Source organism: Nonlabens tegetincola, from assembly GCF_002954355.1.
Taxonomy (GTDB): Bacteria; Bacteroidota; Bacteroidia; order Flavobacteriales; family Flavobacteriaceae; genus Nonlabens; species Nonlabens tegetincola.
The window spans coordinates 162,700-175,514 of sequence record NZ_MQVV01000014.1 but is presented as its reverse complement, the minus strand read 5'-3'; the positions used below and the strand labels follow the sequence as shown (position 1 = coordinate 175,514).

Here is a 12,815-nt window from a genome sequence, read left to right as displayed (position 1 = left end):
TGAAATATACTAATTGTAATGCTTATTACGCTTTCGCGAAAGCGTAATTAATTAACAGAGTTTTATCTTTTATTGTGAATAAAAATCTTTTACAATAATTAAACCCATTATTATCGGTAGAAGGAGACTAAATGTAACCGAAGTTAAAATTACTTTGTTAACACCACTAATCTTATCGAGCTGTTATTAAGTCTATTAAGTTTTTCATATACAGTTTATCGACCTACTAACCCATATTTATCATATTCTTAGGTTTACATAAAAAAAATATATATTATGCTATGAATAGTTAATTTTTTGATAAAATAATTAGTTTATCCCTATATTCAGAGCTCAAATGTTAACCCTAAATATTTATACATGAAGAAAATGTACTCAATTGGAGTATTAGCTCTGTTTATGCTAATCTCTACTTTAGCCATGGCCCAACAACGTGACTGCTCTACACATGATGATATGGAATACGCCATGGCACAAGACCCTAGCCTTGCCCAAAAAATCGCAAAAGAAGAACGATACATTCAACAGAAAGCCAATGATTTAATTCAACAAAAAGCCGTGAATGGGGCTGTTATAACCATTCCTGTTGTTGTTCATGTGATTTATAGCAATGCTACTCAAAATATAAGTCAAGCTCAAATTCAATCTCAAATTGATGTGCTCAACGAGGATTTTAGAAGAACTAATAGCGATCGAGATAACACATGGTCACAAGCAGCAGACATGCAAATAGAATTCTGTCTAGCGCAAGTTGATCCTAATGGTAACCCTACCAATGGTATCACCCGTAAAGCTTCTAGTGTTACATCTTGGAATACCACGCAAAATAGAATGAAAAGTAGTGCAACTGGTGGTACCGACCCTTGGGATACCACTCAATATTTAAATATGTGGACTGTTTCTGCTCTTAACAGCAATGGTAGACCAGGTATTTTAGGATATGCTCAATTTCCTGGTGGAAACCGTGCAACTGATGGCGTTGTTATGGGATACAATTATTTTGGGCGTGTAGGCGCTGTTTCGGCACCATTTGATGGTGGAAGAACAACTACTCACGAGGTAGGTCACTTTTTAGGTTTGCGCCACATTTGGGGTGATGGACCTTGTGGTGCCGATGATTTTGTTGCAGACACACCAGAGTCTGACGCCTCTAATGGTGGTTGTCAAATAGGTAGTGTTTCTTGTGGATCTGTAGATATGGTCCAAAATTACATGGATTATTCTGATGATGCTTGTATGAACTTGTTTACCGCTGGACAAAAAGCACGTATGAGAGCCAATTTATTAAATGGAGGTTTTCATGCTGCGCTAGCGCAGTCTACAAAATGTACGCCGCCATCTGGTGGTGGTGATACAGGATGTAGCAGTACAATTGATAGTTTCCCTTATTCAAATGGATTTGAGAATTCACTTGGTGGATGGACTCAAGATACTGGTGATTCTCTTGATTGGACTCGTAGATCTGGCACAACTCCATCAAGTAGCACAGGACCTAACGGTGCTGATGAAGGATCTTTCTACGTATACGTAGAGGCATCAGACCCTAATTTTAATAAAACTGCAATTTTAAATTCACCTTGTTTAGATTTTGCTGCTGGTTCTTCACCAGATGTTAGCTTTAGATATCAAATGACTGGTAATGCAGTAGGTACTCTTGAATTACAATCTAGGAATACAAGTAGTTCATCCTGGTCTACTCTTTTTACACAATCTGGAGATCAAGGAGCTTCATGGAAAACGGCTAATGTAACACTAAGTTCTAATGTAGAACAGTTAAGGCTTGTAGTTAATACAACAAATTCATGGCAAGGAGACATTGCTGTCGATGCTATATCTATTTCTGAAGGTGGTTCATCTGGTGGTGGTTCTGGATGTGCAAATGGTGTTTCAAATTTCCCATATTCAGAAGGGTTTGAAAATACTCTAGGACAATGGTCTCAAAATAATACAGATTCTTTAGATTGGACTTTACGATCTGGTGGAACTCCTTCAAGTAGTACAGGACCTAGCGGTGCTGCTCAAGGATCTTTCTATATTTATGTAGAAGCATCTAATCCTAATTTTAATAAAGTAGCAGCTTTAGACTCTCCATGTTTTGATCTTACTTCAACATCAAATGCCACACTTTCTTTCCAATATCAAATGACTGGTAATGCTGTAGGTTCATTAAGAGTGGATGCTAGTAATGGTGGTGCTTACTCCACTATATTCAGCGTTCAAGGAGATCAAGGAGCAGCATGGAGACAAGCAAATATTGATCTAGCTAGTTATGCAGGACAGGATGTACAATTGCGACTTGTGGTTAATACAACTTCATCTTGGCAAGGTGACATTGCTGTTGATGACTTAAGAATAACAACTGCCACAGCGTCAACAGACAAATGTGATGGAGTTCCTGCTTACAACAGTAATAATTCCTACTCAGTAGGCGATCAGGTTGTTTATCAAAACTTCCTATTTGAATTACAACCTGGACAATGGGTAAATCTAGGTGAATGTGGTACAGCAAGAGATTCTAATAATTCACAAGTATCTATTCCTGTAAATGCTATCAGTGTTTACCCTAATCCTGTAAGAGATATTCTATTCACTACCGGTATAGAACAACAATCTACGTTTGTAATATACGATTTGACAGGACGCAAGGTAGCAAGCGGTGCTGTGATGAAGGAAGGAATAATCGTAGGTGATTTAAATCCTAATGTTTATATCATACAACTTCAAGCAAATGGAACAACAGTTTCGCGTAAGTTTGTTAAAAAGTAATTGATTTAATTAATTAAGAAAAGGCTGCCTTTTGAAGGCAGCCTTTTTTATTATACCCTAAATAAGGGTTGTGGTTTTTATCACCTACCAAATAAAAAAGCCGGTTTACAAATTGTAAACCGGCTTTTTTATTTCTCTAGTCTCTCCTTCTTATAGGTAACAATTTAATTGTCATAAACAATAACAAAATGAAAGGTAAGCTGTGTAAAAATAGATCGAAATAATCCATAAACTTCATACCCTTTGCTCCTCCTAAAAGCCAGCGCCATTTCCCAACCACATGAGGTTCTGGTATAAAAGGAGCTAATCCTAAGGTGAGGCTACCTATTAAAGCTACGAGAAAGTAGGTAACATTTTTTCTACTACTCATTTTTAAAGGTATCGATAGACACTTGCTTCATTTTTTGAACGTAAGGTTGCCAATGAGTATTAAGTAGAGATTTAGTCTCCTTAACTGCTTTATCAACTGCATTTTCTGCATGTTCATACAGTTGAGCTTCTGTAGCTGTTTGAGAACTTTGACGACTACCTATATAACTTTGAGCTGCATACAGTCTATTAAGAACAGTAATTTCGGGATTCCTAGTAATTCCTTGGCGTTTATCTACCTTACCAAAGTATTTTTCTTGCTCCTTCTTCAATGTATCTACCATTTTCTCAGTTGCCTCAATTTCGTTCTTATAAGACTCCTTATCTAATTTTGATAAATAGGATTTAAAGTTGCTGGCTTTCTCAATATTCTCTGCCAATTTATCGGTAACCTCAGAAATTTTAACCGTTAATTGTTCGAGTTTTTTTAGAGCATCATACTTTTCCTTGGCATGAACATCTGTATATTCAGTAATTCTAGGATCGTCTTGGACTTTTATCATGGTTGTACTTATAACGTCATTATAGACTAGTTGCGCCTTGTAGTCTCCTGGCAAAACTCTTAATCCTGATGGTTCTCTCGTACTCTTTCTTACTGATTTTGAAGGTCTATTAACTCCTTTTTCTGTAAGATTCCATCTCCATGAATAAATACCTTCTTCTTTTGGAGCTTTTCTTTTCAAGGTGCGTATAAGTTCTTCACCTCTGTAAATTTTAAGCATTAAGGAGTCTGTTTTTGTGGAATCCTTTGCTACGGTTGGATCCTTTTTAAAGTAGTATTTAAACCTACCGCCAGTATCTCTATTCTCTCCATGGAACATCGCATCTGCACCAAATCTACTACCAGTAGGCTGTTGAAATCTTGCCATATAAGCAACTGGTGGTTCAAATAGAGCTATGTTTGATTGTGAGTTCGCTTTCGCGAAAGCGATAAATGGAGCTAAATCATCTAAAACCCAAGCTGCTCTACCAAAGGTTCCTATTACCAAATCATTTTCTCGAGGATGGATTACCATATCCTTAACCGAAACTGTTGGGAAACCATGTGTGTATTTTTGCCAGTTTTCACCAGCATCAAAACTCACATAAAGACCATCGTCTGTACCAAGGAACATCAAATTATTTTCTTCAGGATGCTCTATGATGCTTAAAGTATAGCTTACTACATCGTCTTTATCAACAATACGTTCCCAGCTTTTACCATAATTTGTAGTACGGTATGCGTATGGCTCGTAATTAAAACGACGGTAATCGTTTGCAATAAGTAAGGCGTGTCCTTTTTTAGATTTACTTGCTTTGATTTGTGCAATCCAGCTACCTTGTGGTAAACCTTTTAGTCCTTTTGAAATATCAGTCCAACTATCTCCTCCATTTTTAGTAACGTGTACTCGACCATCATCTGTTCCTACATAAAGGACATCCTTTTCAACATCACTAGGTTCGATTACTAAAATGGTTGTGTGATTTTCGGCACCTGTTGCATCCATTGTTAAACCACCTGATTCAGATTGTTTTTGTTTCTCTGGATCGTTTGTGGTAAGATCGGGAGATATTACCTTCCAGGTCAAGCCTTTATCGGTTGATTTGTGTACAAATTGGCTTCCGAAATATAAAGTTTTGCTATCAAATGGATCAATATTAATGGCTGCATTCCAATTGAATCTCAATTGAACGTCTGGATCAGGATGAGTAGGTCTTACACTGTAATTATTTCCAGTTTTCCAGTCGTAACGACTTACAAAACCTTGTTGACTCATACTATAACCGAATTGATTGTTATCAGGATCTGGAACAACGTCAAATCCATCACCAAAACTAATTTCCTGCCAATAACTATTACGAATTCCCTGAGCTCTCCAAACATATGCTGGACCACGCCAGCTACCGTTATCTTGCATTCCTCCATATACGTTATAAGGGAATTCATTATCTACATTAATATGGTAAAATTGCGCTACTGGTAAATTACCAATAAATCTCCATGTTTTACCTCTATCATAAGTGATATTAAGTCCACCATCATTCCCATCAAGCATAAATTTTCCATTTTTTGGATGAATATACCAAGCGTGATGATCGGGATGAACGCCATTGTTTGCACCGTAAGCTGGCATTAATTGGGTAAAGTTTTTTCCACCATCTTCAGATACGTTTACGTAAGTGAAAATAGAATATACTCTATTCTCATTTTGTGGATCTACATAAATCTCAGAATAGTAAAAAGGTCTATTCCCTATATCGCTTTTATCATTTATTTTTTTCCAGTTAAATCCTCCATCAGTAGACTTGTACAAAGCATTCTTTTTAGATTCAACTAGTGCATATACTATATTAGGTTCACTAGGAGCTATAGCGACACCGATTCTACCCAAGTCGCCTTTAGGCAATCCATCTTTTTCGGTTATCTTTTTCCAATTTTTTCCAGCGTCATGTGTGATGTACAAGCCTGAACCAGATCCACCAGATTTAAAAAACCACGGATCTCTTTTGTGTTCCCACATAGCAGCAATTAGTTTATTAGGATTAGTAGGATCCATTACTAAATCTGCAGCACCAGATGACTCATTGGTAAATAAAACTTTTTCCCAATTTTTACCACCATCGGTAGTTTTATAAACTCCTCGCTCCTTATGAACACCCCAAGGTGAACCTATCGCAGCTGCATATACAACATCTGGATTTGTGGGATCTATGATCACACGATGGATGTGGCGAGTTTTTTCAAGTCCCATACAAGTCCAGCTTTTACCACCATCTAATGATTTGTAAATACCATAACCACCGTTCAAACTATTACGAGGATTACCTTCACCAGTACCTACCCATATTACACTAGGATTGCTTTGTTGTACAGCAACAGCTCCTATGGAGGCTGTTTTTTCATTATCGAATATAGGATTCCAGGCTACACCACCGTTTTCACTTTTCCATAAGCCACCGCTAGCGGTACCTGCATAAATTATTTCAGGTTGATTTTCAACAACATCAATGGATGTTACACGACCAGACATTCCACCTGGGCCAATATTTCTAGGTTTTAAATCTTTGAATAAATCAAGGTTTACTTCTTGTGCATTGGTAATCATAACCGATGCCAAAAAGCAAAATAAAAGAATACGTTTCATGAGTTATTTTAGTTAAGAGCACTAAAATACAAACGAATGACAAAAAGAAATCATTAAAAACTTGTTAACGCTACTGATTTAATAAAGCAGGATTGAATTGTTTTCGAGGTTCTTGTACACTAGGAGTAACGATTCCCATTGACGTATTATTTTTATACCATCTTTCTCTAGTTCGTTTAAATTTCTCGTAATCTAAAAGATCATAGATGTCAAATTCAAATTCCTCACTATTACTTAAGGTCATTTTACCATCTGGGAAAATGACTATTAAACTACCTAAATGATTAGAATATTCTGGTAAAAAAGTTTTTCTAATATTATCCTCAAAATCATAATATCCTTCTTCTGGTATGTATAGAGAACCTGGTTCTACTACATGAAAATATTTTTGATTATCCTCTCGTTCTACCGTTCTTTTTAATCGGCGTTTTATCTCATAAATTAAACTGTAATCCTGGTACGTATAGTATTTATTAAAATCAATTACTATAGTATCATTACGTTCTACTACTTGGCCTGAGATATCAAATAAATAATCTGCCAGATTATTACGCAATACCGTATCAATGGTTTTTACTTCATCCATTTCATGTATCACTTTAAATACTTTAGATTGATTGAGTGTAAAGTATTCAATCTTTTTTACCAATTGATTAGTTTTAGGGACTTTTGTAGGCTGTAACAAGTTATTTACTGTTACAATCTCCTCGGTCACAGAATCATTTTTTACTGGTTCATAATCTTTAATACTTATCCATTTCCTTTGATTAAGAGAAGCATAAGTAATCATAAAATCTATAGGTTCAATAAACGAGTTTTCTTCTGATAGATAAAAAAATGACGCAGTACTTATTTTAGAATTGAAGTAAGTGTACTTAAAGTAATTTAAATCATCATTATATATTCCTGGTAGTTTTATATTAAATGGATTAGGCCCAGCAACAATTAGAATATTACCCAAGGATTTATTTATTTCTCTGAGTATAATAGCATATTCTCGTGTGTACCAATGTTTAGAAATTAGTAATTCATCCCTTACTAAAGTTGCCTCTTCAATAGTTGGATAATAAAGAATTAGTAAAGGCTGCTCAGTATCAAAACTATTTCCTGTGATTTGATTTATAGTATTAATTTCTTCGTTAGAATTTGAGACCTCTACAATTTTACGTCTCAGGCGTAATTCATTCACTTGATTATCCATACTGGTTATTTCAAGTAAGCTATCACTACCCTTACGCTTTAATTTCCTAAACTCTTTTTTTGTCAACGCCTCACCAAACTGATCGAAGTATTGCTTTTGAGCATTAATCTGTGAAGAGAAAAGTGTAACGATTATAATTACGTATGCTGGAAATTTGGTAAAATTCACAATGCTATTCATTTTATTTCCACATATCATTACCTAGTAGCTTAAAGTCCTTACTATCACTTATAAGTTGGAATTCAGGTTGACTAGTTCTATTTTGTAATCTTCCATTTAAAGCTATATCATCTAAACATGCTTTTAATAAAGGCTCGTTTTCATCACCTAACTCACCTAAATTTTCAAAATCCTCAAGTATTCTGATATCAGGAGCAAGACCATCAAAATAATCTGTAACTCCTGCACTATTAACACTTTTTAAAACTAAAGGTTGCATAGCATACCTGTGAGAAGGATTAACATTATTAAATGAAAAATCTGGGCTGTCGTATAGAGTAATACTGGCTTGAAATTTACCTGCTGTATGGTCACCTACTTGAACTACATCTATATAAGGGTCTAATCCATTTATGACAAGTTCACTCGCACTAGCACTGCTACCTGTGGTAATAATATGTACCTTGTCTAGATTAAGTGTATTTAATGCATTGTTATTAATAGTTGTACGTCTAAAGAAATTAGTAAGTCTTTCTGGATTATTATCTAGAAAAAATTGTTGTACATCTGGATTCCATTCTTCGGTTGAGAAAACATCACTAGTTGGGTTACCAGATATCATACTGGCAAGAGTGATCGCACTATTGACCGATCCGCCACCATTATATCGCAAGTCCAATACTAAATGTGTAACACCTTGAGCTTGGAAATTAGCAAATACATTATTTAAATCCTCATCAAATTGGGATAGAAAACTAGTATACATCAAGTAGCCTATCTTTTGAGAACCTTGATCTATGACCTTAGATAATAAAATAGGATTCTCTTGAAGCACCTGTTTATTTAATGCGATTGAATTTCCAGTTGATGTTGTCGTTCTACCCGATAGTGTAGCCAGATCAATACTGTAAGAATCTTGCGACAATAAGGTTTGAAAGTTATTTCGTGTAAGTCGTATGCCATTAATCCCGTTAAAAACCATTCCTCTGGTCACACCTTGCAAATCGGCATCAGAATTAGGCTGAACGTATCTTACATAACCAAAGATGTCGGATGCACTTCCATCCTCGGCCACGAGACCAAATTCCATTCCATTGCTTAAATTTTGACCTGATAACACATTTTGTAGGACTACGTAATCTTCAAAAATGACACTAAATTTATCTACATTTTCTGGTTCAAAAATCAAGGAACTAAAAAAGGATTCTGGTGATGGAAATTGTGCATGATATTCTTCTAGGTCTGCTACCGTCGCAAATCGATCGTTATCTAAAACAGGCACATCGGCTTTGTATAAATAGAAAGCGTTCATACCTCGATAAACAAAATTTTTAACCGTATTGCCACTGGCAAAAACATCATCGTTGTCATCAAAACACGCTGTTACCGATACTGCCAATACCAGTATTATCAAAAGCTTTTTAATATTCATTCTCATCAATTTGTAGTAAATGTAAGTAAAAGTAATCACAAAAACATTGCCATAAATTTCCCCTTGAACCTGTATATTTCACCTAATTTTACTTGAAACCACCTATCATTACAAAAGCAACAATCTATCTTACAATAATTTACGATTTTTTATTTTCATTTTGTAACAATGTTTGAAGGTCCTCGTCATGATAATAGAACCACAACAATGAACCAAACAACTTTTGTAAATACTTTTAAAGAAGTACAAAACAAAATGTACTTTCTCGCTAAAAGACTTTTAAGTTCTTCTGATGAGGCAGCAGATGCCGTACAAGAAGTAATGGTAAAGCTTTGGGAGAAAAAAGACAGCTTGAGTTCTATCAATAATAAAGAGGCTTATGCCATGCAAATGACTCGTAATTATTCATTAGATAGACTTAAAAGTAAACAGGCCAGTCATCTTAAAATTGTTCACAACAATTATGAGTATGATGAACGTAATGCTCAAGAAGAATTAGAACGACGGGCACAAGTTAAACTGGTACAAAAAATGATTAAAGAACTACCAGAACAGTATAAAACGATTCTGGAATTAAGAGATATTAAACAGTATGATTTTGAATCCATTGAACAAATAATGGGAATGAAATCAACAGCTGTTCGAGTAAGTTTGAGTAGAGCTCGTAAAATGCTCAAAGAAAAATTAGAGTCTCATTTTAAAGCAGACATAGCATGAATGAATTATTACAAAAATATTGGGAAGGCAATACCTCTTTAACCGAGGAGCAGCAATTGAGAGACTATTTCAATTCAAATGATATAGCTCCAGAACACAAAATGTATTCTGCCATGTTCAAAACTTTTGAAGATGATGCTGTAGAAGAGGATATTGAATTTGACGCTTTCGCGAAAGCGATACCAGCACATTCCACTAGTAATGAAACAGGCTTTTCTAATTGGAAAGGTCTAGCAATCGCCGCAGGATTCTCATTTCTAATAGCAGTTGGCGCTGGGTTTTATTCTTATAATCAAAAAGCAGATTTAGGAACTTACGAATCTCCAGAAGAAGCCTATGCTGCAACAATGGATGCACTGAAATTAGTCAGTGAGAAATTTAATAAAGGAAAAAGTAAACTGGCACCTGTTAAACATGTTAATCAAAAAACAGAACCCATTATACAATTAGTAAAATAGAAAACAATCACAATCACAAAAAAGTACAACAATGAAAAGTTATTATACCTAGCAGTATTTATTCTAAGTGTAACCTACACAACTGCTCAAAACCTAGATGCCATGGGCAATCTTAAAAACACATCAGAAACAGTGGTAACGAGTGAAATGTTTGGCCTTATTGCAAACATTGACTTTAATTCCCAAGATGAAGAGGTTAAGGAGATGAAAAAGATGATAGATAAGCTTACTGAATTACGTGTGTATGCTACCGATAATCCAGAAAGTGCTACTCGTATGGCCGCAATGGCAAATAAGTATATCGAATCAAAAAAGCTAGTTAAGTTGATGCATGTTAAAGAGGATGGTCAATTATTTACATTCCACATGCGCAAGGGTAGCTCTGATAAAAAAATACGCGAATTGGTAATGCTTATCAATAACGTAAATAGCGATGAACCTAATGCCGTATTTCTTGTTATCACCGGTGACCTAGATCTAGATCAAGTTTCAAAAATCACTGAAAAGCTTAATGTTCCTGGACAAAAACAGATTGAACAAGCCACTCAGGAGTAAAACACAATTAACACCTCTTGTATAAAATTACAAGAGGTGTAATTTATAAACCATTAAATCAAACTACTATGAAAAATTTAATCAAACTTATAGGAACTAGTTTATTCCTTGCTCTTGCCTTGGTTTCCTGTGAAAAAGAGGATAGCTTACAAAAATTTCTTGTTGATACTCAGGAAAAGGATGGATATCTGTCCACCAGTGTACCTAAGGGTATCGTAGGTTTTAAAATGGATAACATGAGTGAAGATTCACAAAAAGCCTATGAATCCATTAACAAAATTAATCTGGTAGCACTACCTAAGGATGCTAAAAAAGTAAATTTTGAAGAAGAAAGAGAACGCTTAGATAAAATTCTTAAAAGTGATTCTTATAAAACATTGATGAGACATAGTTCTGATGATATGAAAGTTCATCTAGTGTATGAAGGAGAAAAGGATGCTATCGATGAGGTTCTAGTGTATGCAAATATGCCAAAAGTAGGAATGGGACTTGCCCGAATCACAGGTGACAATATGAATCTTAATGATATCATGAAAATGATGAAAGAGTTAGAAAACAGTGATCTTGACGAACAAAAGGTAAAGAATATGCTTGAAGGGTTTGGGATTAAAACCGATAGCGATAACAACATTGATGAAGATAGTATTAAAGAAGCCCTAGAAAACAGTGGTATTAATATTCAGTAGATTAGAAATAATTCACTTATAAAATCCTCTTCGATAAAAGAGGATTTTTTTTACGCTCTACTTTTTGAAACTAACTAATTAAAGATGCTTTACTTGTATATTTGCAGCCTTTAAAAACAAACAACATATCTTTTCATAATTGATCAGGACGATGCAAAAGAAAATTTGGAAGATATGTGAATCTCATAAAATTGTTTAGTAATGAAAGCAGGAATTGTAGGATTACCTAATGTTGGAAAATCAACCTTATTCAATTGTTTATCAAATGCCAAGGCACAAAGTGCCAACTTCCCATTTTGTACAATAGAACCTAATGTAGGTGTTGTTAATGTACCAGATCCTAGATTATCAAAACTTGAAGAACTTGTACAACCAGAAAAGGTAATTCCTGCTACTGTAGAAATAGTTGACATTGCAGGTTTAGTAAAAGGAGCCAGTAAAGGTGAAGGTTTAGGTAATCAATTTTTAGGGAATATTAGAGAGACCGATGCTATTATTCATGTTTTAAGATGTTTTGAAAACGATAACATTGTTCATGTAGATGGTAGTGTAGACCCTATAAGAGATAAGGAAACGATTGATATTGAACTTCAATTAAAAGACCTAGAAACTGTAGAAAAAAAGCTAGAAAAAGTTAAAAGGGCTGCAAAGACTGGTAATAAAGAAGCTCAAAAAGAACTTGCAATACTAGAACAGCTTAAAGAAGCTTTAGAAAGCGGCACAAGCGTAAGAGCTGTTGAAATTGATCAAGACGATCGTGATGAATTTGTAAAACCGTTGCAACTTATCACTGATAAACCTGTACTTTATTTATGCAATGTAAATGACGATGCTGCTGTTTCGGGTAACGACTATGTAGAACAAGTTAAAGAAGCCGTGAAAAATGAAAATGCTGAAGTACTTGTACTTGCTGTTGGAACCGAGGCTGATATAAACGAGTTGGATGATTATGAAGAACGTCAAATGTTCTTAGCTGATATTGGTCTTGAAGAGCCAGGAAGTGCAAAATTGATAAGATCTGCTTATAAATTACTCAATCAACAAACTTATTTTACAGCTGGTGTAAAAGAAGTAAGAGCATGGACCGTCAATATAGGAGCTACTGCGCCACAAGCTGCTGGAGTTATCCATACCGATTTTGAAAAAGGATTCATTAGAGCCGAAGTAATCAAATATGACACTTACGTAGAATACGGCTCAGAACAAAAAGTGAAAGAAGCTGGTAAACTTAAAGTTGAAGGTAAGGAATACATCGTTCAAGACGGTGATGTAATGCATTTCCTATTCAACGTATAAATCTTTATTAATCATATATTGAAAGGTAATTACTGATGCTCATTCAGTAAT

10 protein-coding genes are annotated in these 12,815 nt (G+C 35.0%); 6 read left to right on the top strand and 4 right to left on the bottom strand.

Features of this window, described 5'->3' with window-relative positions:
• Positions 1-360: 360 nt before the first annotated feature.
• The gene (locus tag BST93_RS07725) at positions 361-2,766 is read left to right on the top strand and encodes a M43 family zinc metalloprotease (RefSeq protein WP_105018706.1); all 2,406 of its coding nucleotides are present in this window, start codon (positions 361-363) and stop codon (positions 2,764-2,766) included.
• A 136-nt stretch (positions 2,767-2,902) separates the two neighbouring features.
• On the opposite strand, the gene BST93_RS07720 is transcribed toward BST93_RS07725, so the two are convergent.
• From BST93_RS07720 to BST93_RS07705, 4 genes are all read right to left on the bottom strand, one after another.
• Positions 2,903-3,136, bottom strand: a complete 234-nt coding sequence (locus BST93_RS07720) for a hypothetical protein (RefSeq protein WP_105018705.1) — start codon at positions 3,134-3,136, stop codon at positions 2,903-2,905.
• A complete protein-coding gene (locus tag BST93_RS07715; protein ID WP_105018704.1) occupies positions 3,129-6,260 on the bottom strand; it encodes a VPS10 domain-containing protein in 3,132 nt (1,043 codons plus the stop codon). Before BST93_RS07715 ends, BST93_RS07720 begins: the two co-directional genes overlap by 8 nt.
• Before the next feature lie 70 nt (positions 6,261-6,330).
• The gene (locus BST93_RS07710; RefSeq protein ID WP_146104994.1) at positions 6,331-7,629 is read right to left on the bottom strand and encodes a hypothetical protein; all 1,299 of its coding nucleotides are present in this window, start codon (positions 7,627-7,629) and stop codon (positions 6,331-6,333) included.
• Positions 7,630-7,642: 13 nt separating this feature from the next.
• The gene (locus BST93_RS07705; protein WP_258150501.1) at positions 7,643-9,052 is read right to left on the bottom strand and encodes a GFO_1087 family putative carboxy terminal peptidase; all 1,410 of its coding nucleotides are present in this window, start codon (positions 9,050-9,052) and stop codon (positions 7,643-7,645) included.
• A 207-nt stretch (positions 9,053-9,259) separates the two neighbouring features.
• On the opposite strand from BST93_RS07705, the gene BST93_RS07700 reads away from it, so the two are divergent.
• The 5 genes from BST93_RS07700 to ychF all read left to right on the top strand — a co-directional run bounded on the left by BST93_RS07700 (position 9,260) and on the right by ychF (position 12,764).
• Positions 9,260-9,769 (top strand): GFO_1088 family ECF-type sigma factor, encoded by a 510-nt coding sequence (locus BST93_RS07700; protein ID WP_042278480.1) that lies wholly within the window; start codon positions 9,260-9,262, stop codon positions 9,767-9,769.
• Positions 9,766-10,227, top strand: coding sequence for a PG0215 family putative anti-sigma factor (locus BST93_RS07695; protein ID WP_105018701.1), 462 nt, complete (start codon positions 9,766-9,768; stop codon positions 10,225-10,227). Before BST93_RS07700 ends, BST93_RS07695 begins: the two co-directional genes overlap by 4 nt.
• Positions 10,228-10,233: 6 nt before the next feature.
• On the top strand, positions 10,234-10,782 hold the full coding sequence (locus tag BST93_RS07690; protein ID WP_105018700.1) for a GFO_1090 family protein: 549 nt from the start codon (positions 10,234-10,236) through the stop codon (positions 10,780-10,782).
• Positions 10,783-10,850: 68 nt separating this feature from the next.
• Positions 10,851-11,468 carry a GFO_1091 family lipoprotein gene (locus BST93_RS07685; protein WP_105018699.1) on the top strand — a complete coding sequence of 206 codons (618 nt, stop codon included), beginning with the start codon at positions 10,851-10,853 and terminating at the stop codon, positions 11,466-11,468.
• A gap of 201 nt (positions 11,469-11,669) precedes the next feature.
• Positions 11,670-12,764 (top strand): redox-regulated ATPase YchF, encoded by a 1,095-nt coding sequence (gene ychF / locus BST93_RS07680; protein ID WP_085774424.1) that lies wholly within the window; start codon positions 11,670-11,672, stop codon positions 12,762-12,764.
• The last annotated feature ends 51 nt before the right edge of the window (positions 12,765-12,815 follow it).

Excerpts from the sequence above, each read along its gene's own strand:
- BST93_RS07725 (WP_105018706.1), top strand. The coding sequence starts at position 361 with ATGAAGAAAATGTACTCAATTGGAGTATTAGCTCTGTTTATGCTAATC.
- BST93_RS07720 (WP_105018705.1), bottom strand. The coding sequence starts at position 3,136 with ATGAGTAGTAGAAAAAATGTTACCTACTTTCTCGTAGCTTTAATAGGT.
- BST93_RS07715 (WP_105018704.1), bottom strand. The coding sequence starts at position 6,260 with ATGAAACGTATTCTTTTATTTTGCTTTTTGGCATCGGTTATGATTACC.
- BST93_RS07705 (WP_258150501.1), bottom strand. The coding sequence starts at position 9,052 with ATGAATATTAAAAAGCTTTTGATAATACTGGTATTGGCAGTATCGGTA.
- BST93_RS07700 (WP_042278480.1), top strand. The coding sequence starts at position 9,260 with ATGAACCAAACAACTTTTGTAAATACTTTTAAAGAAGTACAAAACAAA.
- BST93_RS07695 (WP_105018701.1), top strand. The coding sequence starts at position 9,766 with ATGAATGAATTATTACAAAAATATTGGGAAGGCAATACCTCTTTAACC.
- BST93_RS07685 (WP_105018699.1), top strand. The coding sequence starts at position 10,851 with ATGAAAAATTTAATCAAACTTATAGGAACTAGTTTATTCCTTGCTCTT.
- ychF (WP_085774424.1), top strand. The coding sequence starts at position 11,670 with ATGAAAGCAGGAATTGTAGGATTACCTAATGTTGGAAAATCAACCTTA.